Source organism: Amycolatopsis sp. NBC_01480 (genome assembly GCF_036227205.1).
Classification (GTDB): Bacteria; Actinomycetota; Actinomycetes; order Mycobacteriales; family Pseudonocardiaceae; genus Amycolatopsis.
Window position 1 is genome coordinate 10,007,208 of the sequence record NZ_CP109442.1, and the last position, 26,005, is coordinate 10,033,212.

The 26,005-nt window shown below is 67.8% G+C and carries 22 protein-coding genes and 2 pseudogenes; 13 read left to right on the forward strand and 11 right to left on the reverse strand.

From position 1 onward, the window contains the following. Positions 1 to 417 precede the first annotated feature (417 nt). The gene (locus OG371_RS46725) at positions 418 to 579 is read left to right on the forward strand and encodes a hypothetical protein (protein WP_329073469.1); all 162 of its coding nucleotides are present in this window, start codon (positions 418 to 420) and stop codon (positions 577 to 579) included. A gap of 43 nt (positions 580 to 622) precedes the next feature. On the opposite strand, the gene OG371_RS46730 is transcribed toward OG371_RS46725, so the two are convergent. After that, the gene (locus OG371_RS46730) at positions 623 to 1,228 is read right to left on the reverse strand and encodes an HSP18 transcriptional regulator (RefSeq protein ID WP_329064083.1); all 606 of its coding nucleotides are present in this window, start codon (positions 1,226 to 1,228) and stop codon (positions 623 to 625) included. 106 nt (positions 1,229 to 1,334) lie between these two features. Between OG371_RS46730 and OG371_RS46735 the strand changes: the two genes are divergently transcribed. Together OG371_RS46735 and OG371_RS46740 are read left to right on the forward strand one after the other, a co-directional pair. After that, positions 1,335 to 1,772 (forward strand): DUF6292 family protein, encoded by a 438-nt coding sequence (locus OG371_RS46735; RefSeq protein ID WP_442876062.1) that lies wholly within the window; start codon positions 1,335 to 1,337, stop codon positions 1,770 to 1,772. A gap of 125 nt (positions 1,773 to 1,897) precedes the next feature. Further along, positions 1,898 to 2,878, forward strand: coding sequence for an iron-containing redox enzyme family protein (locus OG371_RS46740; protein ID WP_329064085.1), 981 nt, complete (start codon positions 1,898 to 1,900; stop codon positions 2,876 to 2,878). 9 nt (positions 2,879 to 2,887) lie between these two features. Here the strand turns inward: OG371_RS46740 and OG371_RS46745 are convergent, their stop codons facing one another. The 3 genes from OG371_RS46745 to OG371_RS46755 form a co-directional block, all read right to left on the reverse strand. Then, a complete protein-coding gene (locus OG371_RS46745; protein WP_329064086.1) occupies positions 2,888 to 3,085 on the reverse strand; it encodes a CDGSH iron-sulfur domain-containing protein in 198 nt (65 codons plus the stop codon). A 216-nt stretch (positions 3,086 to 3,301) separates the two neighbouring features. Continuing rightward, positions 3,302 to 3,730, reverse strand: a complete 429-nt coding sequence (locus tag OG371_RS46750) for an Hsp20/alpha crystallin family protein (protein WP_329064088.1) — start codon at positions 3,728 to 3,730, stop codon at positions 3,302 to 3,304. A 347-nt stretch (positions 3,731 to 4,077) separates the two neighbouring features. Next, complete coding sequence (locus OG371_RS46755) at positions 4,078 to 4,347, reverse strand: hypothetical protein (RefSeq protein WP_329064089.1); 270 nt, start codon at positions 4,345 to 4,347, stop codon at positions 4,078 to 4,080. 772 nt (positions 4,348 to 5,119) lie between these two features. Here OG371_RS46755 and OG371_RS46760 point away from each other — a divergent pair. Continuing rightward, on the forward strand, positions 5,120 to 5,458 hold the full coding sequence (locus tag OG371_RS46760; protein ID WP_329064090.1) for a MerR family transcriptional regulator: 339 nt from the start codon (positions 5,120 to 5,122) through the stop codon (positions 5,456 to 5,458). Between the two features lie 1,055 nt (positions 5,459 to 6,513). Then, positions 6,514 to 7,188, forward strand: a complete 675-nt coding sequence (locus tag OG371_RS46765; protein WP_329064092.1) for a hypothetical protein — start codon at positions 6,514 to 6,516, stop codon at positions 7,186 to 7,188. A 154-nt stretch (positions 7,189 to 7,342) separates the two neighbouring features. On the opposite strand, the pseudogene OG371_RS46770 reads toward OG371_RS46765, so the two are convergent. The 6 genes and pseudogenes from OG371_RS46770 to OG371_RS46795 form a co-directional block, all read right to left on the reverse strand. Beyond that, positions 7,343 to 7,735: pseudogene (locus tag OG371_RS46770) on the reverse strand (transposase); the annotation flags it as partial. A gap of 28 nt (positions 7,736 to 7,763) precedes the next feature. Beyond that, positions 7,764 to 8,678, reverse strand: coding sequence for an IS3 family transposase (locus tag OG371_RS46775; RefSeq protein WP_329057475.1), 915 nt, complete (start codon positions 8,676 to 8,678; stop codon positions 7,764 to 7,766). After that, positions 8,678 to 9,010: a transposase gene (locus OG371_RS46780; protein WP_329057902.1), complete on the reverse strand. Its 333-nt coding sequence runs from the start codon at positions 9,008 to 9,010 to the stop codon at positions 8,678 to 8,680. Before OG371_RS46780 ends, OG371_RS46775 begins: the two co-directional genes overlap by 1 nt. 60 nt (positions 9,011 to 9,070) lie before the next feature. Further along, a pseudogene (locus OG371_RS46785) lies at positions 9,071 to 10,054 on the reverse strand (IS1380 family transposase); the annotation flags it as partial. A gap of 469 nt (positions 10,055 to 10,523) precedes the next feature. Next, positions 10,524 to 11,606, reverse strand: a complete 1,083-nt coding sequence (locus OG371_RS46790; RefSeq protein WP_329059341.1) for an IS630 family transposase — start codon at positions 11,604 to 11,606, stop codon at positions 10,524 to 10,526. Positions 11,607 to 11,768: 162 nt separating this feature from the next. Continuing rightward, positions 11,769 to 13,472 (reverse strand): PucR family transcriptional regulator, encoded by a 1,704-nt coding sequence (locus tag OG371_RS46795; protein ID WP_329064094.1) that lies wholly within the window; start codon positions 13,470 to 13,472, stop codon positions 11,769 to 11,771. 58 nt (positions 13,473 to 13,530) lie between these two features. Between OG371_RS46795 and OG371_RS46800 the strand changes: the two genes are divergently transcribed. Genes OG371_RS46800 through OG371_RS46835 form a run of 8 tightly spaced genes read left to right on the forward strand, consistent with a single transcriptional unit; the run spans position 13,531 to position 24,861 of the window. Further along, positions 13,531 to 14,250, forward strand: coding sequence for an aspartate/glutamate racemase family protein (locus OG371_RS46800; protein WP_329064096.1), 720 nt, complete (start codon positions 13,531 to 13,533; stop codon positions 14,248 to 14,250). A 39-nt stretch (positions 14,251 to 14,289) separates the two neighbouring features. Next, positions 14,290 to 16,347: a hydantoinase/oxoprolinase family protein gene (locus OG371_RS46805; RefSeq protein WP_329064098.1), complete on the forward strand. Its 2,058-nt coding sequence runs from the start codon at positions 14,290 to 14,292 to the stop codon at positions 16,345 to 16,347. Beyond that, entirely contained in the window at positions 16,347 to 18,062 is a 1,716-nt protein-coding gene (locus OG371_RS46810; RefSeq protein WP_329064099.1) for a hydantoinase B/oxoprolinase family protein, read from the forward strand. Before OG371_RS46805 ends, OG371_RS46810 begins: the two co-directional genes overlap by 1 nt. Further along, positions 18,059 to 19,927, forward strand: coding sequence for a hydantoinase B/oxoprolinase family protein (locus OG371_RS46815; RefSeq protein ID WP_329064101.1), 1,869 nt, complete (start codon positions 18,059 to 18,061; stop codon positions 19,925 to 19,927). Before OG371_RS46810 ends, OG371_RS46815 begins: the two co-directional genes overlap by 4 nt. Beyond that, on the forward strand, positions 19,920 to 20,933 hold the full coding sequence (locus OG371_RS46820; protein WP_329064103.1) for a nuclear transport factor 2 family protein: 1,014 nt from the start codon (positions 19,920 to 19,922) through the stop codon (positions 20,931 to 20,933). Before OG371_RS46815 ends, OG371_RS46820 begins: the two co-directional genes overlap by 8 nt. A gap of 42 nt (positions 20,934 to 20,975) precedes the next feature. Further along, positions 20,976 to 22,049, forward strand: a complete 1,074-nt coding sequence (locus OG371_RS46825) for a DUF917 domain-containing protein (protein ID WP_329064105.1) — start codon at positions 20,976 to 20,978, stop codon at positions 22,047 to 22,049. Next, positions 22,046 to 23,599 (forward strand): hydantoinase/oxoprolinase family protein, encoded by a 1,554-nt coding sequence (locus OG371_RS46830; protein ID WP_329064107.1) that lies wholly within the window; start codon positions 22,046 to 22,048, stop codon positions 23,597 to 23,599. Before OG371_RS46825 ends, OG371_RS46830 begins: the two co-directional genes overlap by 4 nt. A 38-nt stretch (positions 23,600 to 23,637) precedes the next feature. Further along, on the forward strand, positions 23,638 to 24,861 hold the full coding sequence (locus tag OG371_RS46835; RefSeq protein WP_329064109.1) for a metal-dependent hydrolase family protein: 1,224 nt from the start codon (positions 23,638 to 23,640) through the stop codon (positions 24,859 to 24,861). Between the two features lie 263 nt (positions 24,862 to 25,124). Here OG371_RS46835 and OG371_RS46840 read toward each other — a convergent pair whose 3' ends face one another. After that, positions 25,125 to 25,994 (reverse strand): PaaX family transcriptional regulator, encoded by an 870-nt coding sequence (locus tag OG371_RS46840; protein ID WP_329064111.1) that lies wholly within the window; start codon positions 25,992 to 25,994, stop codon positions 25,125 to 25,127. Positions 25,995 to 26,005: the final 11 nt, after the last annotated feature.

Genomic DNA, 26,005 nt, shown 5'->3' on the forward strand with positions numbered 1-26,005 from the left:
TGCACATCGCGGCCGGCATGCTCGCAAACCGGGAAGCCGGTCACCGGATTCCCCGGCGACCGAGGTGACGAGAATCCTGGGCCTGCTTCGAGTGTCCAAAGCAGACTTCGAGCAGGACGCCCGGCGCTCCCGGGAATGACGGCGTCCGAACTCGCGACGGCGGACCTGTGGGCCACCGGCGTCACCCCCCGGCGTGCATCCCGTCGCGTTTCTCCGCGCCCACGTCGAGCGCCTCGGCGCCCCTCGAGCGCGCTGCCCGCCGTCCCGGACGGCACGCGTATCAAGATCGGCGGCGCCGTGACGCACAAACAGCGCCCGGCCACCGATCACGGGATGGACGCGTTTCGACCGCCGTCCGCTGGGTACCCGGATCTTGCTCCGCTGATGGGGCGATGACGAAGGCAGGAGAACGATTCGATGATGGCGTTGCTGGGGATTCTGCTCGTGGTCTGGCTGGTGTGCGTGGTGGTCGGCATCGCCGTGAAGGGCTTGGTCTGGCTGCTGGTGGTCGGGATCGTGCTGTTCGTGGCGACGGCGGCGGTCGGGTTCGTCAAGCGCAAGGCCCTCGGGCGCCGGTGACGAAGTCGTGGTGATCACGCGAACGTTTCGTGTGCCCGGGAAATCACTGCGGCTTGTGCCGGCGTTCGGCGATGGCCTGTTGGCGTACGTTGTCGCTCTGCTTGCCCACCGCGGCGACCCGGTCGGCCAGATCGGTGTGCCCGATGAGGTAGCGGTGGGTGGCGGCCAGCGGTGCCAGCAGCGCGGCCGCGTCATCCTCGCCGAGGGCCTCGGCCAGATTCGCGGCGGCGCGCCGGCCCGCGGCCGGCATGCCCTCGGCGCCGCTGACGTGGGCGGCGAGCTGGCGTAGAACGGTGGCCTGACGGCGTGCCCACGCCGTGACAGCCCGGTCTCCCGCCCGCCGGTCACGTTGCGCGTCGACCCGGCCCTCCCCGGTGCTCTCCCCGGTTTCCGACGGGCGCAGGCGCAGGTAGCGGCGCTCCGCGGCCTGTCTGCTTGCGACCCCGAGCGCGGGGGCCAGCGCCGCCCAGCTCACCCGCTCGGCCCGTGCGGCCGTGATCAGTTCCGGCTCCCAGCGGTTCAGCTCCTCGCGCAACCCGTGCAGCGCGACCAGCGCGCTCAGGAGCGCACCCCCATCCGCCGTGCCGGCACGGGCGTCGTCGACCGCTTGCCGTAGCTCGTGCAGCTGGTTTTCCAGCTCACTGTCCATCAGGTCAACCTTTCGACGACTACCTGCTTGTCAACCAGTAGATGACATGTTAGAACCGGAGGGCGTGTTGACGAAACCCTTGTCACCGATCCAGGAGGTGGAACCGATGTTGATGCGCACCGGCCCGTTCCCCGATTTCGCGACCGGCCATCATCCCGCCGCCCTGGCGTTGCGCGCCTATCTGGCCGCTGTCACCGGCGAGCTGGGTATCGGGCTTGAATCCTGCACGGTGGACCACGCCAAGCCGCTGAGCGCCTACATCGCCCTGGACGGCCACCCGCACTACCCCGGACGGGACCTCGCGCTGTTGTGGGACGAGGAACGCGGCTGGGCGGCCGCCGTCGAAACCCACTCCGGGGAAGACCTCATCATCCTGCGCTACCTCGACTCCCCGGCGGTGGCCCCCTCGCCGCACAGCGTCGCGCGGTTCGCGCGCGCGGTGCTCGAGGACGACCACGCCTGCGGCCGTCCCGACCCCGTGACCATCCGCACCGCCGGCACCCCCGAGGCGATCGCCGAACTCCTCCGGCGAGAGCTGCCCTGAGCACGGAACCAGGTCGCCCGGTTCTGTCTCGCCGCTCCGCTCAGTGTGACGGTCATCGCCTCGGGAGTAGGTGGAAAGCCAAGGGGTACCCGGGATTGTCGACCAGATTCTCCCAGGAGGCCTCGATGTTGCTGCCCGATCCCCGGGGTGCGGTGAGCGCCGGGCTCATCGATCTGCTGCGCCGTGATCCGTCCACTGTGGAGTACCAGCCGGTTCCGGATACCGACGCCGAGGACCTTCAGCTGTCGTTGTGGGTCTGCTACGAGCTGTGCTACCGCGGGTTCGAGAGAGTCGATCCGGACTGGGACGGCGCTCCCGCACTGATGACGATCCGCCGCGTACTGGAAAACAGGTGGCTGGGCACATTGCGCGGGATCGCGGTCCCGGAGCGGGTCACTGATGTGCCACGAGCGCTGGCGGAGCTGGTGGCGGCCGATGAGGGGCCGCCGCTGGCGAAGTTCCTGCAGACGAAGGCGACCGCGGAGCAGTTCGCGGAATTCGTGGCGCACCGGTCGGTGTATCACCTGAAGGAAGCGGACCCGCACAGCTGGGCCATTCCGCGGCTGAGCGGTCGGGCCAAGGCCGCCCTGGTCGAGATCCAGGCCGACGAGTACGGCCAGGGAAAGCTGGAGCGGATGCACTCCGAACTGTTCCGCGCCACAATGCGTTCACTGGGACTGGACGACGCCTACGGGCACTACGTCGGGCAGGCACCGGCAACGACGCTGGCAGTGAGCAACCTGATGTCACTGTTCGGGCTCAACCGGCGGTGGCTCGGCGCGGCGCTCGGGCACCTGGCCGTGTTCGAGATGACGTCGTCGCTGCCGAACCGGCGTTACGGCAACGGTTTACGCCGGCTCGGCGGGGACGCCACGGCGACGCGGTTCTTCGACGAGCACGTGGAAGCGGACGCGGTGCACGAGCAGATCGCGGCTCACGACCTGTGCGGCAGCTACGCCGCAGACAACCCGGAAGCGGCCGGCGACATCCTGTTCGGCGCGGCGTGCGCCCTGACCGTCGAAGCCCGGTTCGGGACCCACCTGCTGGACCGATGGACGAGCGGGACGCCGAGCCTGCTGCAGGGCGGACTCCCCGGGGCGGCGTAGGTCTCCGGTTCAGCGGTTGCCGCGGCTCGGCGCACGGAAACCCCTGACCTTGTGGGTGCCGTCGCAGAACGGCTTGACGGCCGAGAGCCCGCAGCGGCACAACGCCACTGTGTCCCGGCCGGGATCGATCACCACACCGTCCTGGGAACAGATCTCGAACCGGCCGCGGACCAGCAACGGGCCGTCCTCGTACGGGGTGATTGTCACGCCATCATCGCTCACCCGCGCCGGATACCCGACAGGACCGATGACCAATCCCGGGACGTGCAGCCGATGCCTGGTCGGCCTGTTCGACTCGACCATGTTCGCCGTAATCGCCGCTGCAGCGGACGGCCCCTGGCTTCAGTCACACGCAGGTCCGCCGTCGTGCCGCAAAGCCGGGACGGGAGCCCGCGGCTGCGGGCTCCCGTCCGCGAAGGGGGGTCAGGCGTTGATTTCCTTGCGCTCCGGGCGTGTTCCGGTGATCGCGACGCGCCGGGGCTTCGCCTTCTCGGCGACCGGGATGCGCAAGGTCAGCACGCCGGCCTCGTAGCCGGCGGTGATGTGACCGGTGTCGAGGGAGTCGCCGAGGAACAGCTGGCGGGAGAACACGCCGAGCGATCGTTCGCAGACCTGCATCTGCACGTCCTCACCGGAGGGCAGCGGCCGGCGTTCGGCCTTCACCGTGAGCACGTTGCGCTCGATGTCGACCTCGATCGCATCGGGGTCGACACCCGGCAGATCGAAGGAGACGACGAACTCGTCGCCGGCGCGGTAGGCGTCCATAGGCATCGCGCTCGGCTTGGACCAGGTCCCGGTCGCCTGCTGGGCGACGCGCTCGAGCTCGCGGAACGGGTCGGTGCGCATCAACATCGGGTTCCACCTCCTGGGGTCAACGGTTCTGTTGTCAACACGCACTGAAGTTCTAACATGTCGTCCATAGGATGACAAGTGCAATGTCAGCGAAAGGGCGACAAGGGTCCGGTCGGCCTCCACGGCTTCGCGACGCGGGTGAACCGTGGTGGCCCCGGCGCGAGATGCCGCCATGCGGCCACGGCGACCGGCGCGCGCCCCGGGCCAGGCCGCCCGGGGCGCGCATCCACTCCCCGCGGTACTGGTCTTTGCTCGCGACCAGCCAGGTCGCCGGGATGGCCTGAGGGGCGCCGGGTGGCGCCGACGGTCCGCGGTGCCACCCAGCCGGGTACCCACCCATGCCGTGGTCAGATGCCCAGGCGGCTATAGAGGCGGCTGGCGAGGGTGGCGGCGAGCTGGTTGAGGTGTGCGGTGGGTTCGGATTGGGCGTACTGGCCCAGCAATTCCGCCACGGCGCGCGCCTCGGTCTCCGAGAGCAGCGTGATCCACCGTTCGCGATGTCCCTGCTCGACCAGCCTGGCAAGGATGCGGGCGTAGTCCTGGTGGTCGCGCACACCGTCGAGGCCGAACGGGTCCTGGGGCGCGAACTGGTCCCGTGGCGCGATGGAGTCGGTCATCCCGCATCACCCTTCAGTGTGTCGTCCTCTGCAGGCCGGCCGCGCCGGCCTGCGGATTCTCTGGCTCCGGCGGTCTTCTACGTCGAAGTCAGGAGCAAATCTATGGTGACGGGGGTAGACATTCAACCTCGGGTGTGTGTAGTGTTCTGCTCATACCGAGAGAGACAACGTCGATCAGGCGCGGGAGATGACGAACTACCCGCGAGGTGAGACAGGACGGCCAGGCAGGACGAAGCCAATCTGTGGACAGGTTTCGGCTGGTGGCCGGGAAGTACCGGGATCGGGCAGTGAAGAAGTGCATGGCAAGGCCGGTCCCGGCGCAGTAGTGCAAGTGCAGTAACGCAATGGCAAGACAGGTAGTGGCAGGAACGGCCAGGTGGCCGGAGCCGTTCGTTGATGGGGCTTCGGGCAGTGGCCAGCGGCGTGACGCGTGCTGGGGCCGATCAGTGGAAGGGTTCCAGCCGGTGACGCTCGCAGTAGTCGCAGTTCACGAAGTGATGCAAGGTAAGGGAACACTGGAAGGAAGGGAAAGGGCACATCATTGGATCGCCCGCTGCGGCCGGGTAATTGCGCCGCGCGGGTACCGCAGTCCCATCAGATTGGAAGGTGGTTCTCGGTTACGAGTAAGCGATCTCCGTGTCATCCGTCTCTCGGGCGGACACAGCGGATACAGGAAGTCGGCCTCAGGGCCGGTTGACAATGGTGAAACCCAACCCCTTGGGGACCCCGGATGCCACGCGGCATCCGGGGTCCCTTGTGATGTGGAGGTGGAATGATTCCTGGCCAACGCGAGACCCCCGCTCCCGGTTCGGGCGGGACCGACAAGTTCGACGACGATCAGTACCCCGCCTACACGATGGGCCGGGCCGCCGAGATGATCGGCGCGACGCAAGGGTTCCTGCGCAGCCTCGACGAGGCCGGCTTCCTGGCGCCGCAGCGCTCCGCCGGCGGCCACCGCCGCTACTCCCGCCACCAGCTCCGTCTCGCCGCGCGCGTGCGGGAGCTGGTCGACCACGGCACCGGCCTCGACGCGGCCTGCCGCATCGTCACCCTCGAAGACCAGCTCCACGAAGCCCAGCGTGAGAACACCGAACTCCGCTCCGCCGAGTGATCCTGCGAACCCTGGAGTGCGGCCGGAACCCCGCGGAGGCTGAACGGCGCACCGCGGTCCGGTGACGCGCGATCGACGAGGTGCTCGCCTGCGCCGAAACCGCCTCATTCGTTGAGGTGGAAGAGGTTTGCCGGTCCGGTCATCGTGCGCGGCGCGCCGGCTGGTGGACGTGCGGCGTCGCGGTCTTCGCGGGCATGTACTCAACCGGCGGGCCGGCTCGACCGTGGAGACGGACTGGACCTTCGGTGCGCGGCGGCACCGCCCTGCCGAGTGCGCGGGATGGACGCGAGCTCGTCGACGACGGTCGTCAACGCCCGCAGGCCAAAGCGCAGATTGAAGAGTGGGGCGGGTCGGGCTCGAACCGACGGCCAAGGGATTATGAGTCCTCCTGGGGTTAGCGCTGTGCTGACCTGCGAAAACGCAGGTACCGAGCGAGCGTTCGGCGCAAAATCCCTTGGGTTTGAAAAGTTCACCCGGACGACGTAGCAGACAGGCCTAGCGTAGCGATCTCGGTCGCAAGTCACCGCGCCTTCGGCGAGGTCTGGGTGGGGTTCGCCGAGGTCCTCACAGTCGTCCGCCGGGCCCGAGGAGGCATCCGCGCAGAGAGCGATCCAGCCCACCCTCTATCTCGACCTTGCCGCCACCAGCAGCGCGAGCACACGGTCTCCGCTCCTTCGGGCCAGAAGCGCAGGAACGCCCGAGCCCAGACGACGACCGACTCGAAGTGCAACGCGGGAGCCCACCTCGACAGGGATGCAAGCCAAGCTTGCTTTCATGGCTAAAGCGCAGATCACACCGCACCAACGGCTCGATGAGAAGCGCAAGTGGATCGCGTCCCTCGACTTCGGTGGCATCGCCATCGGCGGCGACGAGACGATGCTTCGCGAACTCGGCAACGCGTATCTCCGGACGTTCGAGGCGGCGGCCGAGACCGAGGCTGACGTCGACGCCACCGTCCAGAAGCTCCGTCGGGTGCGGACACCCCTGGACGCAGATCGCGGCAGTTCTCGGTGTGACCCGGCAGGCGGCGACCGAGAAGTTCGGAGGATGACTCGATGGACGTCGGCAGCATCGCCGCCGCCATCGCCTTCGGGGCGATGTGCGTCGCGGTTTGGCAGGCTGCAGAGGCTCGACGCGCTCGCAAGACCGCGAGCGAGCAAGCCCGGATCGCCGAAGAGGCGTTGGCGGAGACCCGGAAACAAACGGAGCTAGCGCGCGATGCCCGAACGAACGCGGCTCTTAACCTGGACGCGGCAGAGAAAGCGGCGGCCGCGGCACAGGCCAGCGCCGGCGAGGCACGCACGGCGAACGCATTAGCCCGGGAACAGCACGCCCGCGAGAAGGCCGCGAAGACCGGGGCCGCGCTGGCGAGGGCGAGGAAGGTTCACATCGAGATTAGCGGAATGGGCGGATACCGCGTCCATGTTCACAACGGTGCGGAAGAGCATGTTTACCAGGTCGAACTCGAGAATTTCATGAGGGTTGACCGGCCCTCGTGGGGATGGCGGATTTCTCCCACTGTGATGGGCGCGGCATCGATGCACGACCGGATCGATCCTGGTCACGAGGAGTCCAGGTTCTTTGTCGAAATGCTCGACGAAGACGGAGCGCGACAGCCGTTCGATCTCGCGGGCAACCACGTCGAGGTCACCATTGGCTACTCCGACACAGACGGGCAACGCTGGCGGCGTACCGATTCCGGCGATCCGGAACCCGTCGACAATGCCTAGCCTCGATCTTTCATGGGGTTGTGGGGTTCGGTGGATGTTTCTGTGGTGGCCTAAATTTGGTCGGAAGCGGTGGTGTGGGCATGGTTGCGAGCCGGTTGTCGCATCGGCGGGCGGGGTCCGGGGGTCCTTGGTTGTCGGGGTGATGGGTGCGGAGTCAGTCAGGCCAGGGCGCTGCGCGCAGCCGGGTGAAGGCGTCCGCGAGGTGTTCGGCCCAGGGCCAGTCGCGGTCGAGATGCATGCTGTGCTTGCGGGCGGTGCGGGTGAGTTTCGCCGCGACCGCGCAGATCTTGTAGCGGAACGTCGCGGGTTCGCAGCGGGCCAGGTCATCGGTGAAGCACAGCGTCTGGGCCCAGGTGAGCAGGTCCGCGGCGGTCAGGGCCAGTTCCAGCCAGGCTTTGTTCTCGGCGTAGCCGCGGCAGGGCAGGTTGCGCAGGCCGGTGGCTTTGCCGCAGCGGATGCGGTCTTCGACGCGGGCGTGGGATCGGTGGTGGGTTTCGAGGTCGGCGAGTTGCCCGCCGGTGGTGTCGGTGATGAACGCGGTGAACTGAGGTTCCCCCCGAACAGTGGACAGGTCTTCAAGCAGCTTTCGCTGCGCCTGTCAGGGACTGTTCGTAGCACACAGGATTGAGCATCCCGATAGCCGAGTGACGCCTCTCATTGTTGTACCGACCGATCCACTTGTCAACTGCAGCAACAAGTTCTGCCTTGACTGTGAACGTGTGGCGGTAAAAGTACTCGTGCTTGAACGTTGACCAGAACGATTCCGCGGGGCTGTTGTCCCAGCAGATACCGGTCTCACCCATCGACCGTTTCAACCCGTACCGGTCGCAGGCTCGCGCCGTCAACCCGGCCGTGAATTCCCCACCGCGATCGGAATGCAGCACTGTGCCGGCGACACCGCGGCTGCGGCAGGCCACCGCCGCGTCGATGGCCTCACAGACCATGTCAGCACCGATATGGTCGGCGACGATGTGCCCGAGCACGCGGCGGGAATGCCCGTCGCGGATCGCGCACAAGTACAGATCACCCTCACCGCAGGTGAGGTAGGTGATGTCGGTCAGCCAGACCGCGTCGAGCTTGCCCTGGTCGAAGTTGCGTCGCACCAGATCCGGCGGAAACGACGCCGCCGGGTCAACCACCGTGGTGCGGACTTTGAAGGTGCGGGGACTGATGCCCTCGATCCCGATTCCGGCCATGATTGCCGCGACGGTTTTCTCGTTCACTGTTTCACCGCGTGCCCGTAGTTCGGCGGTGATCCGCGGGGACCCGTAGGTACCGTCGGACTCGGTGTGTACGTCGAGGATCTTCACCGCCAGATCAGCGCGGCGCTGCCGCCGGGGCGTCAACATCGTTGCTGCGGAACGTTTCATGTACGCGTAGTAGCCGGACGTCGAGACACCGAGCAGCCGCGCCATGCGCAGGACAGAGAACCGTGTGCCCTCGGGTGGTGTGGAGCCGGCGGGCTCGTCGGGGCCGGCGTACTTCGCCATCAGATCGAACCTCGCGGGTTCTTCTGCATCGCGGCAAAGTACGCCGACGCTTTTACCAAGAACGCGTTGTCCTTCTCCAGCTCGGCCACCTGCCTGCGCAATCGCAGCAGTTCGGCTTGCTCTGCAGCTTCCAGGGGTTTCTCGCCGTGGACCCCGGCGGCGGCGATCCTCCGCCGTTCGTCTTTGACCCAGACACTGAACATCCCCGGATCGATCCCCAGCTCACGGGCAACCTCGGCGATCGTGCGGTCGGAGTCGATCACACGATGCGCAGCCTCAATCTTGTACTCGGCCGTGTACGACCGACGCTTACGAGGAGGCATAACGGACATCCTTCCAGCAGGACCGCAGTCCTGCTAGCTCGGTGTCCACCGCCCAGGGGGAACCTCAAACCGGTGCCCGTCGGTGTCGGTGAACCGTAGCTGAGCACCGGGGTGTGGTCGTTCCCGGCGGATGATGACCCGTGCACCAGTTGGCCATGTCGTCAGGTCGAGCATGTCGGTGATCTCGGCGACCCATGCCCCCTTGCGTGGCCGGCCGTCGAGGTCGTAGGCCGGGACCCACGCGTCGGCGGGAATGACGAGGACCGCGGCCTGGACCTCGGCGGCGATGGAGAACCCGAGGGAGAAGCCGCATCCCGCGGCGCGCACGGCAGCGGCGAAGGCGTGGGTCGCGCCGGCGGCGTCGGTCCGCACCACCACGCGGGGCGTCTCGGGATCATCGGGGATGGGCCGGGCGTGAGCGGGCAGCGCGGCCAGGGCCATGGTGAGGATCTCGATATGGTCAGCGGCGGTGTTCGACCCGGCCCGGCCGGGCCGCAGGATCCCGGCCAGCGCTTCCCCACCGGCAACGTCGGGGCGGTCCAGGTAGGCCAGCAGCGGGTGGAACCCAAACGTCTTCTTCCAGGTTTTCGCCGCGTTCTCTTTCTCGCTGTGCGCGATGGTGATCATCGCGTCGATGTCGATCACCAACCCGTCCTCGATATCGGGACCGGCTCCGGCGGCCCAGGCCCGTTCCCGCGCGCTCGCGCGGACCGCGCGCAGCCGGGTGAGGTGTTCCTCGTCGACCCGGTCCAGGACCCGCCACGCGGTGGCATCGCTGGCCACCGGCCCGAACAATTTGTCCTGGTCCCGCAGCGTCGCCAGATGCGCGAGTGCGTCACCGCCGTCGGCGATCATCACCGACAGATCAGCCAGCACCCGCCCCGGAAGATGGACCGGCATCCCGTCGTAGGTGTCGAGAAGCGCTTCCGACCAGCCGGTTCCCAGACCGGTGTTGATCGTCAGCTCCCGCAGCAGCGCCACCCCGGCCCGAGACACCAGACCCGCACCGTCCGCGGTGACCTCGACCCGCGACTGCTTGCTATCCTGCACCAAGGGAGTGCCTTCCTGCTCGTGGAACCTGATGTCTTCGCAAACACCATTTTCCCTTACAAGACAGGCACTTCCTCCATTTCAAACCCTGATTTACATCACACTGCGCGAAAGACCCAGGCTAGTGTCTCGTAAATCTGAGGGGTTTACTTGGCGTTGTTGTCGACAAGCTTCTTGATGTTGGTCTGTACGAGCCTGACCTTGGCCAAGATCTCTTCGGCCGTGGCGGTCCAGGCGAAGGGCGCGGCGGTGGCGTTCCAGTGCGCGATCTAGTCGCGGATCTGGGCGATGAGGACCTTCACCGAGCTGAACGTGCCTCGCCGGATGGACTGGAGAGTGATGATCCGCCTCCGCCGAGCATCGCGCATCCCAGCGCGAGTGCGCCGACATGCGCCACATCCAGTTTCACCGCCCGTCAGCGTAACGCGAGCAACTCTCGACCCGCACCTAGTGTCTCGTGATTCTGTTGGCTTTACTTAGTGTTGTTGTCGACGAGTTTCTTGATGTTGGCTTGGACGAGGCGGACTTTGGCGAGGATGTCCTCGGTGGTGGCGGTCCAGGTGAACGGTGTGGCGTCGGTGTTCCAGTGGATGATGTAGTCGCGGATCTGCTTGATCAGGACTTTGACGCTGGTGAAGGTGCCGCGGCGGATGGACTGGCGGGTGGCGATGCTGAACCAGGTTTCGATCTGGTTGAGCCAGGAGGAACCTTTGGGGGTGAAGTGGAAGCGCACGTGCGGGTTTTTCTCCAGCCACGCCATGACGTCGGGCGTGGTGTGGGTGGACAGGTTGTCCAGGACGACGTGGATCTCGGTGCCCGCGTGAGGTTTCACCGCCTTCTTGAGGAAGGCGAGGAAGTCGGCACCGTTGCGGGTGGGGGTGCACTCGCCGAACACCTCTCCGGTGCTCACGTTGAGTGCGGCGAACAGGTTCGTGGTGCCGTGCCGGACGTAGTCGTGGGTGCGTTTCTCGCTCGCGTCGAACTCGATCGGCAGCAGCGGCTGAGTGCGGTCCAAGGCCTGGATCTGGGTCTTCTCGTCGATCGAGAGCACCACGGCCCCGCCCGGCGGGTCGAGATACAGCCCGACGATGTCAGCGACCTTCTCGGCGAAGGCCGGGTCCTTGCTGATCTTGAACGTGCCCTGACGATGCGGCTTCAACCCGTTCTCGCGCCACAGCTTCGCCACGTAATGATGCGACACCGACACCCCCTCAGTGCGCGTGATGAACACGGCCATCTCCCGGCTCGACCAGTGCGACAACCCCAACTCACCAGGCGGACTGGTGCGCGTGGCCGCCAGGATCCGGGCCCGGATCGACGCTGGAACCTGCTCCCGGCCAGCCCCACGCGGCCGCTCCAGCAACCCCGCGATCCCTTCGGTGCCATAGCGGGACAACCAGAAATTCACCGTCGGCCGCGACACCCCCGCCAACGCCGCGATCTCCTGCTTCTGCCGCCCCTCCGCCCACCACAACACGATCCGCGCCCGCGTCGCCACCGACGCCGGCACGTCCGAACTGTTCACCAGCGCCCGCAACTCAGCACGCTCGTCCACCGTCAACTCCATCCGACAAGTAGACCACACGTAAACTAAACAGCATCACACGACACTAGCACTATCAACTGAATCCGGCGGCGCGGAGGCCGACCGCCTGCTCTTCGGTTCCGGAGAGCCGCCACGCCGTTCGTGTCGATGCGATGCGCTACCCCGCCACGGTCAGCGTCGCCTGCCCTCCGACCAGTTGCTTTTGTCACCTGCAGCATGGACGGCGAGGTGCACGGCGAGTCGATGGTCGGGTTGGGTGAGGTCGACGGGCAGCAGTCGCTGGATCTTCTCGAGGCGGTTGAGGATGGTGTTGCGGTGCACGTCGAGCGCCGCGCCTGCCGCGGTGGCCGACGACTCGTTGTCGAGGTAAACCCGCAGGGTGCGGATGAGCTCGCCGTCGGGATCGCCTGCCTGCAACGGTTCGAGCAGGGCCGCGACCACCTCGCCGAGCGGACCGCTGGTGTACCAGGCGATGAGCAGCCGTTTGACGCTGCTGGTCTCGACGTGCTCGACCGGGGCTGCGGCCTCGATGGTGTGGGCGAGCATGCAGGCCTGGTCGGCTTCCTGGAGCGAGCGGCCGAGCCCGCCGATGCCTTGATGGGCGCCACCGATGCCTGCGCAGAGGCGCAGTGGGGATTCGGTGCGCTCCACCTCGAGCAGTGCGCGCCGCACCGTTCTGGCCTGCTCGCCCGCGGCGCGCACGGTGGGTTCGGCCTCCGTCGTCATCCAGAACGCCCAGCCAGAAGGGCGCTCGACGAGCCGAGCCTGCACGTCGTGAGCCTTGAGCGCGCCTTCCACCAGCGCTGCGACGCCACCAGGACCCGTGGGGTCGCCGACCGACCGGACGGCGACGTACACAGCCGAGTGCCAGCCCGCCAGCCGCCAGCCGAGACTCGTCGCCTGCTCGACCGCGCGCTGCCGCGGAGTTTCAGGATGTTCGAGCAGTTCGGCGAGCAGCAGGGTGCGGTGCCGGCTCTCGCGTTCGAACACGACGGAGCGCTCTGCGAGGTAGGCGGTGAACGCGATGGCTGCGACGGCGAGGCTCTGCGCGCAGCCGTCACGGACGTGATCGGAGGATTCCGACGGCAGCCGCGCCGCCAGCCAGAGACCGGGCGATGAGGCGGCAGCCACGGTTGCGGACTGCACGAGCAGCAGCTCATCGGTGTCCCACAGGGTACGGGCGGTGTGTCCGCCCGGTGCAGCGGCGAACTCCGCGAAGCCGGCGCGAAGCGCACCGGTCAACGCCGGTAGGTCGCCCGCGATCACCTGCCCGTCGGAGTCGACGAGCCCGACCGGGTGCCGCAGTGCGCCGGCAAGCCGTTCCAGCAGTTCGCCGGAGTCCGCGGGCAGGCTCGACATGGCCGCGATCGTCGCCCTGAGCAGTTTCGCGCCGGCGATCGTGGGTGCGCGGACGTGCGGCTCGAGCGCGGCGACAACGCCGCTGACCTCCACATGGTCGAGCAGCACGATCGGCACCCGGAACTTCGCGGCGAGCCGCTGGGTCGCGAGTGGCATGGGGATCGACGGGTGCTGGGCGACGATGCCGGCGATCTGTGCGCGGAAGGCGATGCGGATCGCCAGGTCGACCTCGACCTCCTCGGCGCGGAGCTGACTGCGGTCGAACACGACCATGGCCCCCGCCGGCAGGGTCGCGATCGCCCGGGCCGTGGTGCCGGGCACGACGACGCTCACCCGCCTGCCGGTCGCCTCGTCACCGCCGAGCACTTCCGTGGCCGGCAAGGCACCGCGCGCGAGCAGCTGCCCCACCGTCACGGACTCTCCATGCTCCGTCGATCCATCTTGTGCGATTCGCATAGAGATCAACTCCGAATTGAGCAGACTGCCTAGTGACAGCCATTGTGTGGTGCGGTTCACTTCCTGGCAACGAGGAGCTGCGCATCGCCCCGAGATCGCAAGTCCGGTTGGAGTGCCCATGAAGCTGTCTGTCGTCCTTCCCATCATCACCGAGACCTTCGTCGAGCCCGTCCGTCAGGAAGTCACTGGACTGGTCGCGCCGGGCACCGACGTCGAGGTCCGCCTCCTCGCGCACGGACCGGCGTCGATCGAGTCGCGTTACGACGAGGTCCTTGCCGGGCCGGCGATCCTCGCCGAGGTCGAAGCTGCCGCTGCCGATGGCGCCGACGCCGTGTTCGTCAACTGTTTCGGTGATCCCGCTGTCCACGCCGCCCGCGAGCTGGTCGACATCCCGGTGGTGGGCGGATACGAGCCCGCGATGCTCACCGCGATGTCGCTCGGCGACCGCATCGGGATCGTCACGGTGCTGCCCAACGTGGTGCCGCTGATCCATCACCTGGCCCGTCAGCACGGCCTTGCGGACCGGTGTGGTCCGGTGCGCGTCGTCGACCTGCCGGTGCTCGCCCTCCACAGCCAGGACGAGCTTCTCCGCCGGCTCGTCGAGCAGGCATCCGATGCCGTGTCCCGGCAGGAAGCGGACGTGATCGTGCTGGGTTGCACAGGGATGCTCGGCGTCGCTGCGGCTGTTCAGGAGGCGCTGGCGCAGGGTGGCACCCACATCCCGGTCATCGACCCCACCGCGGCTGCAGTGGGGTGGCTGGAGCACCTCGTCCGGCTGGGGGCGCGGCCGAGCCGCACGACCTACCAGAAGCCGCCCGCGAAAGCGCGGATCGCCTGACGCTCGACACACAGTTTTCTGATCGAAAGCGAGAGTTCGATGGGTTACACGGTTGCGATCGACGTGGGTGGCACGTTCACCGACTTCGTGGCATCGGATGGGTCCGAGCTGTTCACCGGGAAGGTGTCGTCGCGACCCAACGACGAGGCCGCCGCAGTCCTGGAGGCGGTGGACGCCATTGCCGCACACTTCGGACGGGACGCGGCGGGGCTGTTGAAGGAGACAGATTTCGTCATTCTCGGCACGACGGTCGTCACCAACGCCATGCTGGAGTACGACGGCGTGCCGACCGGGCTGATCACGACCAAGGGGTTCCGTGACACTCTCGAGCTGCGTCGCGGCTACCGCGAGGACCTGTTCGACCTGTCCCTGCCCGCGCCGCACCCGATCGTGCGGCGGAGGTTCCGCAAGGGCGTCACTGAGCGGGTCGACTACGCCGGTCGGGTCGTGACCCCGCTCGACGAAGACGAGGTTCGCACGGCAGTCCGCGAACTCAAGGCAGCCGGTATCGAGTCGATCGCGGTCTGCCTGTTGTTCTCCTTCGTCAACGACGCGCACGAACGGCGCATCGCGGAGATCATCGCCGAGGACTACCCGGAGTGCTTCGTCACGCTCTCCTGCGACGTGCTCCCGCAGGTCCGTGAGTTCGAACGGGTCTCGACGACGGTCGTGAACGCCTACACCAGCCCGCTGCTGAAGAACTACCTGCACAGGCTCGACGTCGGACTGCGCGACGCAGGCTTCTCCGGCTCGTTGCTCGTCGTGCAGTCCAACGGCGGGATCATGGACGTCGGCTACTCGGCGGAGCACGGTGTCGACGCCGTGTTGTCCGGGCCGGCCGGTGGCGTGGTCGCTGCGGTCGCGGTCGGGGAACGCTCCGGCTACCGCAACATCATCACCGCGGACATGGGCGGCACCAGCTACGACGTCTGCCTGATCCACGACGGCAAGCCCCAGGTCGGCGTCGAGAACTGGATCAGCCGCTACCGGGTGGCCGTGCCCTTGGTCGACATCCACACCATCGGTGCAGGTGGCGGCTCCATCGCCTGGGTCGACGATGCAGGTGCGTTGCGGGTCGGCCCGGAGAGCGCGGGGGCCACCCCCGGCCCTGCCTGTTACGGACGTGGCGGCACCCGCCCAACCGTGACCGACGCGAACCTGGTGCTCGGCTACATGGACCCCGACCGGTTCATGGGGGGCAAGATGGCGCTCGATCGAGGGGCCGCGGTAGCGGCGCTGGAGAAGCACGTCGCCCAGCCGATGGGGATCTCGCCGACCGACGCCGCGATCGGCGTCTTCCGGATCGCGAACAGCGGCATGTCCAACGCCCTGCGCTACGTGTCGGTCTCCCGCGGCCGCGACCCCCGCGATTACGCGCTGATGGCGTTCGGCGGCGCCGGCGCGATCCATGCCGGGGTCCAGGCCGCCGACCTGGGGATCAAGACGGTGCTGGTGCCACGCAACGCATCCGTCCTGAGCGCGTTCGGCGGTATGGTCGCGGATTTCAAGGTCTCCCGCGTGCAGACATTCCTGCGGTCGATGGAGGCGGTTGGCGCGGAGGAGCTGTCCGCGACCTTCCTCGCCATGCAGGAAGAGGCGGAACGGCTACTGCCGGCCACCGCCTCGGTGCGGCTGGAGCGCTACCTCGACCTGCGGTACGAGGGGCAGGTGCAAGAGGTCATCGTGGCCCTCAACACCCGCACCCGTCGCATCTCGGCGGTCAACCTGTCGCGGGCGGTCAGGGATTTCCACGACCAGCACGAGACCCTCTTCGGCCACAAGCGGCCCGACCAGCCCGTACAGATCGTGTCGGTGCGGTTGGAGATGACCGGGCTGCGCCACATGGACAACCTCAGCGTGCCCCGCAAGTTCGCCCAGGAGGACCCCGCCGATGCGCTGGTGGGCACGCGGCCGGCCTACTTCGAGGGCCGCGGGTTCATCGAGGCCCCGATCTACGACGGCGCACTGATCGAGCCCGGCTACGTGATCGCAGGGCCCGCGGTCATCCACGAGCCCGGTACGACCATCGTGATCTGCGACGGCCAGGAGGCCATGCTCGACCAGCACGAGACCTACGTCGTCGAGGTCGTGAACTGATGACCACCATCGTCGAGCCGAGCGGCCGAGCCACACCGTCGGCCGTGGAGCTGGAGATCCTGCGGACCACCCTGATCGCACAGGCGGACGAGATCGCGGCCGTCCTGGCCAACGGGGCCCCGATCGCCGAGATCAGCCAGGTCAGGGACTTCTCGGTGGCGATAGCCGACGCATCGGGTGGCATCGCCGCCGTCGACAACCCGCTGGTCGTCGGGTCGTTGGCCCAGAGTGTAGAAGGAATCCTCGACTACTTTGAGTTCGATCTCAAGGACGGCGACATCGTCGTCACCAACAACCCGTACGCAGGCGGGACGCGCGTGCAGGACCTCACGCTGCTGGCGCCGCTTGTCGTGGACAGCGACATGGTCCTGCACATCGTCGTGCGGGTCCCGATCCGGGACCTCGGCGGCCAGGTCGGGGGCAACGTCTACCCGGCGGCGACGGAACTGATGGCCGAGGGGGTGCCGGTCACCCCGATCAAGATCCAGCGGCTCGGCCGGCCGGCCCGGGACGTGCTGACCACCTTTCTCATCAACGGTCGCCGCCCTGCGGAGACCCGGCTCGTCCTGGACGCCGCGACCGCCGCGATCAACCTCGGGCTGCGCAGGCTCACGGAGCTCGTCCGCGCCCGTGGCGCCACGATTGTCAAGGCAGCGCTCGCACACGCCCAGACCTACAGCGAACAGCTGACCCGGTCGATCATCAGCACCTGGCGCGATGGCACCTACCCCGCCACCCGGGCGCTGGCGGCCGACCCGTCGGGGACCGACGCCGTCACGGTGCGACTCACTGCCACGGTGGAGCGGGACACCCTGACGCTGGATTTCTCCGACTCCGACGACCAGCGGCCATCGTTCGTCAACAGTTCATCCGGCACCACGGCCTCCTGCGCGCTCCGCACCATCCTCGCGATCACCGGCGGCAGCGTGCCGGCGAACAGCGGGCTATTGCGCGCCGTTGCGATTCGTACCCGACCGGGCAGCATCACCCATCCGGTCTCGCCCGCGCCGGTCGGATGGGGCCATGCCCACTGCGGCAACGAGATCACCGATGCCGTGGCGATCGCGTTGCGTGCGGCCGTCCCCGGCCCGGTGCCGTCCTTGACCGTCGCCCGGCCGCTCGTGCTGAGCAGATCGGCATCCGACACCAGCGACCAGACCGACCACGGCCGCTGGGGCATCGGCGGCGCAAGCGCCCGGCCAGGGCAGGACGGCTGGGGGCAACCAGCCCTCGCCACTCGCGCCGTGCTGCCATCCGCCGAGCAGTACGAGATCGAACACGGCATCCGGCTCGTCCACCTCGAGTACGCTCCCGACAGCGCAGGAGCAGGGCAATGGGTCGGCGCACCAGGCGTCGAGGCCGTCGTCGAGGTCCTTCCGGATCAGCTCTACACCCTCTGGACCCAGACCGCGGCGACGGTCGTCGACGGCCTCGACGACGCCGTCAGCGGCACGCCGGGTGAGGTCGCGTTCCACACCCACGCCGGCTGGGAACCTGCAGCCGTCGCCGCTGTCGAGCAACCCGTCCCCGCCGACCAGCTCCGGTTGCGATCGGCGGGTGGCGGCGGCTACGGCCCACCCCGCGCGCGCGACCGGGCAGCCGTCCTCTCCGACCTCCACGACGACCTGATCACCGCGTCCACCGCGCGCGAGACGTACGGCATCGACCCGTCCGACACCGAGCAGACCCAGCTGGAAGGCGGTGGCCAGCCGTGACCGACCCGATCACCGCCGAGATCGTCCGCAACTACCTCGACACCACGGCCGACGAGATCTACGAAGGGCTCTGCCGCTCGTCGGAACATCCCACCGTCGCAGAAGGCAAGGACTGCGGCGCCGGCATCTACAGCTACGACGGCGCGAAAGCCAAGCTAGCCGCGCGAGCCGGAATCATCCTGCACTCCTACGCCCAGTTGTCCGCCACCCAAACCTGCCTCGACTACTTCCACGGCGACCTCGACCCGGGCGATGTCCTGCTCGTCGCCGACTCCCACTGGGGTGGCAGCCACATCGGCGACTACACCGTGCTCGTGCCGATCTTCTTCGATGGCCGTCCACGGTTCTTCACCGCCTCCCGGCTCCACGTCGCCGACCAGGGCGGGCCATTCCCCGGCGGCGCCAACCCCGACGCCCGCGAGATCTGGCACGAGGGCTTCCGGCCCGCCCCGCTGAAATTGATGGAGAAGGGCCAGCGCCGCCGCGAGGTATGGGATTGGTTGAAGGCGAACAACCGCCTGCCCGAGCTGCTCGAAGCCGACCTGAACGGCATGCTCGGGAGCTGCCGCAAGGGTGAGGAGCGGGTGCGGGAGCTCTGCGCCCGCTACGGGCTGGACACGGTCGCCGAGGCGCTCGACTGGATCTTCGAGTACTCGGAGCGCAAGTTCCGCGACCAGGTGCGCACCTGGCCCGACGGCACGTCAGTCGCCGAAGTCCTCGTCGACACCGACAACGCAGGCACGGAGGACATCAAGGTCCGGGTCAGCGTCACCGTCGCCGGGGACGACCTGATCATCGACTTCGCCGGGACCGACCCCCAGACCCCGGGGTCGATCAACAGCGTGCCGACGAACACGATCGCCTGGGTCTGCGTGGCGATGTCCGTGCTCTGCCCGGAGATTCCGGTGAACTCCGGCTACTTCAACGCGCTGACCATCCGCATCCCCGAGGGGAGCATCGTGGGGGCGGTGCCCCCTGCTGCCACAGTGAACAGCACGCTGTGTGTCGGCGGTCAGATCGGACAGGCGGTGATGAAGGCTTGCGAGCAGTTCGTGCCCCGGCGCGTGGGCAACGTGTCCGTCCCGCTGCCCGTCCACTACGTCCTCGGCGTTGACACGCGTGGCGAGCAGGGCGGCACCACCTCGTCCGGGAGCGGGAAACCCTTCTTTTTCTTCGATCTCGCCTTCACCGCCACCTCGTGCAGTGGGGCGTACGGAGTGGACGGCTGGGGAGGCTGGGCAGGGCCGTTCAGCGCAGCCCGCCCAGGGAACTGCGAGATGACCGAACTGCAGTACCCAACCCTTTACCAGCGCGACGAGTACGTGACCGATTCGGCTGCGCCAGGGCAGTGGCGAGGCAGCCCGTCGTTCGCGTTCAGTCGCACGATGCCGGGGGCGGCCGGCACGGCTGCGTACTCCGACCCCCGCGGCGTGGTGTACCCCCTGCCCGGGTATGCCGGCGGCTACTCGGGGACGGGCAGCGTGGCGATCTTCGACGAAGGCGGGCCTGCCGAGCTCGTCGTGTCGGAGGCCGCCGTGTTCCGGCCGTTCGACCCCGAGGTGCCGGTGTTCGCGCACAGTGGCGCCGGCGGCGGATGGGGCGACCCTCTCGACCGCGACCCGGCCAAGGTCCTCGACGACGTCCTCGACGAGTACGTGTCGGTGGAAGCGGCACGTGCCGACTACGGCGTCGTCATCGACCAGAAGCACTGGGTCGTGCTGGAGGAGGAGACAGCCCGCGAGCGGGCCACCCGCCGGGCCGACCCGAACAGGGAGCGGGTCGGCACCGGCCGCAAGCAGATGATCGAGCGCGCCCGGATCCAGCATCGCATCGCCCGAACGGAGCAGGAGGCCACCCATGTCTGACACCACGACGTCGAGCCCGGCCGAGGTCGTCCTCGAACTGATCAGGAGGGCGGGCGCCGCGGACTTCGCGGCAGCGTACGAGCTCTGCCACGAAGACATCGTGCTCTCCTTGCCGACCTTCCTCCCGAAGCCGGTCGTGATCGAAGGAAGGGCCAAACAGGTAGCGCTCAACAACGCGAACTCGGGCCCGACCGTCGACCAGAAGGCGCCACGGCTGTACGACGATCTCGAATCCCGCAACGTCCGCGTACACCAGTCGACCGACCCGAACGTCGTGATCGTGGAGTGGGACTTCGTCTCCCACATCGACGGACACGAGGTCGTCCACCCGAACATCCAGGTGACGCAATGCCGCGACGGGAAGATGGTCCGCACGACCGATTACCACACGTTTGTCGCGCGTGCGGTAGCCAACGGGGAGATCCCTGCCTACCTGAACATGATCGAGAACATGATCCTGCCCGAGGACCGGGGCGGATCAGCACCTCCACGACCGGCTGCGCGCAGGCCGGACGAGTCAACCAGGATCGACACTGCGGCGTCGAAGCCGGCCGACGTCGTTCTGGAGGTGCTTAGGCGAGTGAGCACGGGCGACGCAGTGGGAGCGCTCGAGCTCTATGCCGACGACATCGAGCTCGCGTTTCCCTTCATGCTGCCCGAACCGGTCGTGATCAAGGGCAAGGCGGCCCAGATCGCCCTGCTCGAGAAGACGGAGATGCCCGGCGGCGCGCGCCTGCCGCGCTTGTACGACGACCTCGAGGTCCGGGACGTGCGTGTCCACGAGACGACCGATCCCGACATCGTCGTCGTCGAATGGACCTACGTGTCCCGCATCGGCGACAGCACGGTCGTCAACTCGAACATCGTGGTGTCGCAATGCCGCGACGGAAAGATCGTGCGCTCCACCGATTACCACGACCACGTCACTCGCGCAGTTGCCAACGGCACGGTTCCCGCATGTCTGGAGACCATCAAGAACATGACGCTGCCCCTGGACAGAACCTGATCACGGGTTGCGGCCAGGCAGAACTCAGTCAAGGAGTGGATCATGCGCAAGATCACCCTCGATGACATCGAGGATCTCGCCGCCGGTGCGGTCGTGCTCGGCACCGGCGGAGGTGGAGACCCCTATGTCGCGAAACTGATGCTGCAGCAGGCGATCGAGCGGTACGGCCCGGTGCCGGTGGTCGACGCGGCCGACCTCGACCCCGACGGCCTGATCCTTCCCGTGGCGATGGTGGGCGCGCCGACCGTCGCCGTGGAGAAGTTCCTCAACGGCAGCGAGGCGACCCGGGTCCTGGATGCCATGCAGGAACGCGTGGGTAAGCCGGCTGTCGCAGTCATGCCGTTCGAGGTCGGCGGGATGAACACGCTGTACCCGGTGGCGGTGGCGGCCGAGCTCGGCCTGCCGGTCGTCGACGCCGACTCGATGCGCAGGGCGTTCCCCGCCATCGAGATGACGGTCTTCACGCTGGCCGGGATCCCGGCGTCGCCCATGACGCTCAGCGATGTGAAGGGCAACTACGTGCTCTGCGAAACCATCGACAACGACATGGCCGAGAAGCTGATCAGGGCCTGCACCGCGCAGATGGGAATGATCTCGGTGATGGTCGGCTACTCGCTCACGGCCCGGCAGTGCGCCGAGTCGGCGATCAACGGTTCCTTGAGCTACTGCTTGGAGATCGGGCGCAGAGTGCGGGCGATCGGGGCGGGCGATGCGGGCGCGTACGAGGCGTTCCTCGAGTTCTGCGCTGCCCAGATCCTGTTCACCGGCAAGGTAGTCGACATCGAGCGGCGCACCGTCGAGGGCTGGGCGCGCGGCACGGTGACACTCGAACACCTCGACGACCCGACGCGGGTGATGCGGGTGGAGATCCAGAACGAGAACCTGATCGCGTTCGAGGACGGCGAGCCGAAGGTGACGGTTCCGGACCTGATCACGCTCATCGACGTGGAGACCGGGATGGCGATGACCACGGAAGGCCTGGCGTACGGGCAGCGGCTCCACCTGATCGCGATGCCGGCTCACGAACGCTGGCGCACTCCGGAGGGCATTGCGTTGGCCGGGCCACGGAAGTTCGGCTATGACATCGACTACCTGCCGCTGGTGGTTGCGCGATGAACAGCCTGCGCGTCGGGATCGATGTGGGCGGCACGAACACCGATGCAGTGGTCGTCGACCCTGTGGGCGAGGTGCTGGCGTGGCACAAGACCCCCACCACGCCTGAAGTGCTCGACGGGATCAGCGCCGCGCTCGCTATGGTGCTGGCGAAGGTCGACACCGACGCCGTCGGTCAAGTGATGCTCGGTACCACCCACCCGGTCAACGCGATCATCCGCCGCAAGGGCCTCGGCCGGGTCGGGGTGCTGCGCCTCGCCGCCCCGGCCACCTTGTCGATCTCCCCGCTGACCAGCTGGCCGCAGGACCTCGCCACCACGGTGAAGGGACACACCGAGATCATCGGGGGCGGGCACGAGTACGACGGCACCGAAATCAGTCCCCTTGACGAAACTGCGGTCCGGGAGTTCGCCCGCGCCTGCCACGGCCGGGTCGACGCGATCGCGATCACCGGCGTCACCTCACCCGCCAACCCCGACCACGAGCTGCGTGCGGGCACGATCGTCGCCGAGACGCTCGGCGCCACGTTGCCGGTCACGCTCGGCCACCAGGTCGGCGGGCTCGGGCTGCTGGAACGGGAGAACTCGGCCGTTCTCAACGCCGCGCTCACCTTCGTCGGCAACGACATCGTCACCGGGCTGCGCCGCTCGCTCGACAAGTACGAGCTGCAGGCCGACGTCTACCTCACGCAGAACGACGGCACCCTGCTCGACGCGGCAGAAGCGATCCGCCGCCCGATCCTCACCATCGGGTCCGGGCCGACCAACTCCATGCGTGGTGCTGCCTACCTCTCCGGGCTCTCCGACGCCATCGTGATGGACGTCGGGGGCACGTCGACCGACGTCGGCCTGCTTGTCGACGGGTTCCCCCGCGAGTCGGCGCACTCGGTGGAGATCGGCGGAGTCCGCACCAACTACCGCATGCCCGACCTCATCGCCATCGGCATGGGCGGCGGCTCCATCATCCGCACCACACCGCAACTGGGGGTCGGCCCCGATAGCGTCGGCTACCAGCTCACCGAACGCGCCCTGATCTTCGGCGGCGACACCCCCACTCTGAGCGACGCCGCCGCGCTCGCCGGCCGCGCCCACTTCGGCAGCCCCGAACACGCCACCTCGCACCTGCCGCCCGCCACCGTCGCCGCCGTCATGGCCTGGGTCGACGACCGCGTCGCCACCCTCGCCGACCGGATCAAGGCCACTCGAACCAGCCTCCCGCTGATCGTGGTCGGCGGCGGCGCCGTCCTCGTCCCCGACACTGTCCCGGAGGTCAGCAAGGTCATCCGCCACCCCCACGCCGGAGTCGCCAACGCCATCGGCGCCGCAATCGCCGAAGCCTCGGGCACCATCGACCGCACCTACACCTACGCCACGAGCAGCCGCGATGCCTGCATCGCCGACGCCAAAAACCAGGCCACCGACGCCGCCGTCCTCGCGGGCGCTGATCCCGCCCAGATCCGGATCACCACCGTCACCGAGATCCCCATGTCGTACATGCCAGGAAACTGCGCCCGGCTGCACGTCAAAGCTGTCGGACCACTCCTGAACACCTGAGCAGCCGCAAGGGCCAGTGCCTGCGGAAGGAGGAAACCATGTGGTTGACCGGTGCCACGGTCGTGGACGGCACAGGACGCGATCCACGACCCGGCCAGGCAATCCTCGTCGAGGACGGCCGCATCGTGCAGGTGGGCGGCCGCCCACCTGCCGGCGCGGACGTCCTCGACTGCTCCGGGTTGACACTCACGCCCGGTCTCATCGACGCGCACGTTCACCTCGGGCTCTCCAGCCCAATCGAGGCCAGCGTGACGCACGGCGTGTCGGTCGCGGAGCTCGCTGCGGACATGTTCGAGAACTGTCGCCAGACCCTCGACGCCGGCTTCACCACCGTGCGCGACACCGGCGGCATCGACGCCGGACTCGCCGGCGTCGTCGCCTCCGGGAAGGTGCCCGGCCCGCGGATCCTGCACTGCGGCCCACTGCTCTGCCAGACCGGCGGGCACGGCCACCTGGCATCGGAATGGGAACCCACCCCCGGCTGGACCGACCACCACATCCCCGGCCTGCGCTCGCTGTCACTGCTCTGCGACGGCACCGACGAGATGCGCAAGAACGCGCGGGAGGCATTCCGCCGTGGCGCCGACTTCCTCAAGCTGTGCGTCACCGGCGGCGTGGTGTCCCGGCACGACAAGCTCGCCGACACCCAGTTCGACATTGCGGAGATCGCGGCAGCCGTCGTGGAGGCGACCGCGCGCGGCACCTACGTGACCGTGCACGCGCACAACAACGAGGGCATCCGCAACGCCGTCGCCGCCGGCGCCCGCTGCGTGGAGCACGGCTCGCAGATCAACGAGGAGACGGCCGCGCTCATGGCCGCGCACGATGTCGCACACGTGCCCACGTTGGCCGTCGTGCGCGCGCTGATCGAGGACACCGCCGAGGCCGGACTGCCGGCGAGCATCGCCGACCGGGTGGGCGTCGCGCTGCAGGATCAGATCGACGCGATCCACGCGTCCCGGGCGGCGGGCGTGCGCATCGGCTCCGGCTCCGACCTCATCGGGCCCAGACAGGACAACCGCGGCCGCGAACTGCTGCTGCGCTCGGAGATCGAGACACCGATGGCCGCGTTGGTCTCCGCTACGTCGGTCAACGCCGACATCCTCGGCATCGGCGCCGACGTCGGCACGATCGAACCCGGCAAGCGCGCCGACCTCATCGCCCTCCGCGGCAACCCCCTCGACGACCCGAAGCTCTTCGCCGACCGCGCGGCCGTCGCGCTCGTCGTGCAGAACGGCACGGTCGTCAAGGACACCCGATGACGTCAACGAATTCACGCCAACAGGACGAGAGGGTGACTGTCGTGGTCGAACCAAAGAAGCTGGCTTATGGTGCTGGCCGACGGACACGACGTCTTCCGTGACCATCCCTTCTTAGTCGAGGCCCGGGCAGACTACGAAACTCACGTAAATCTCGCCAGGAGTGATCCAGCCGCCTTCAAGGGCTGGCTCGACAGCTTGGTCGCACGGTTCGTCGCCGAGGAACTGAGCCGGGCGAGCCGTACGGACTACCAGCCACTAGCCGGTCAGCGGGATACAGCCGGTCCAAAGGTACTCAGCTTCTCCACGTATCTTCTGGCCGGCTTTTCCCAGCGTTTTTTAGAAGCGAAGAAGAGCTCAGCCGCCCTAATTCCCGGCCAGGCAGGCGGGAGGAGTTCCTCGGGCAGGCCAGGGTCGAGGTAGGGCAGGCGTCGCCAGTCGGTGAGCAGTCGCACGTAGCCGATGAACGCCGTGCGGTCGTCCGGAACCTGGCCGTCACACCACCGTTCGGCGGCTGGCGTGTGCTCGACGAGGAAGCTCGAATAGAGCGTCTCGAGCCCGGCCAGGTCCCACCAGCTCCGAATTTTGGCAGGCAGGTCGCCGGATGCAAGGTGATCACCTCGGAACAGGTCCGCGTAACCGCTCAATCCGAGATCGTGCAGCGCCTTCGCCGTCGCTCCGTGCAGGTGCATCGGTGCGATCCAGACCCCGGGCGCCGCGGTGCCGAAACCCAGCCGAGTCAGCAGCGACCGCAGAAGATGCCGCTTGCTGCGCTCCTCCTCCGGCACCGAGAACACGGCCAGCAACCAGCCGTCGGTCAACCGGGCCCGCTGCTGGCGGAAGATCCGGTGATCACCCTCGTGCAACATCGCCATGCCGTCGTCAGACAGTGAGTAACCGGCGACTCCGCGTCGTTCGGCCTTCAAAACCCCGCGACGCTTGAGGCGCGATATCGACGAACGGGCGGAAGGCTCGTCCACGCCGAGGTCACCGAGCAAACTGACGATGGAGGCGACCGACAGCCAGCCACCTTCGTCTCGCGCGTAGAGCCCGTACAGGGTCACGATGAGCTGCCTGGGCTGAGCGGCCCTGGCCAGTATGTCGACGTCGACAACTTCACTTTGCGCGATCGCCACGGCGCGACTTT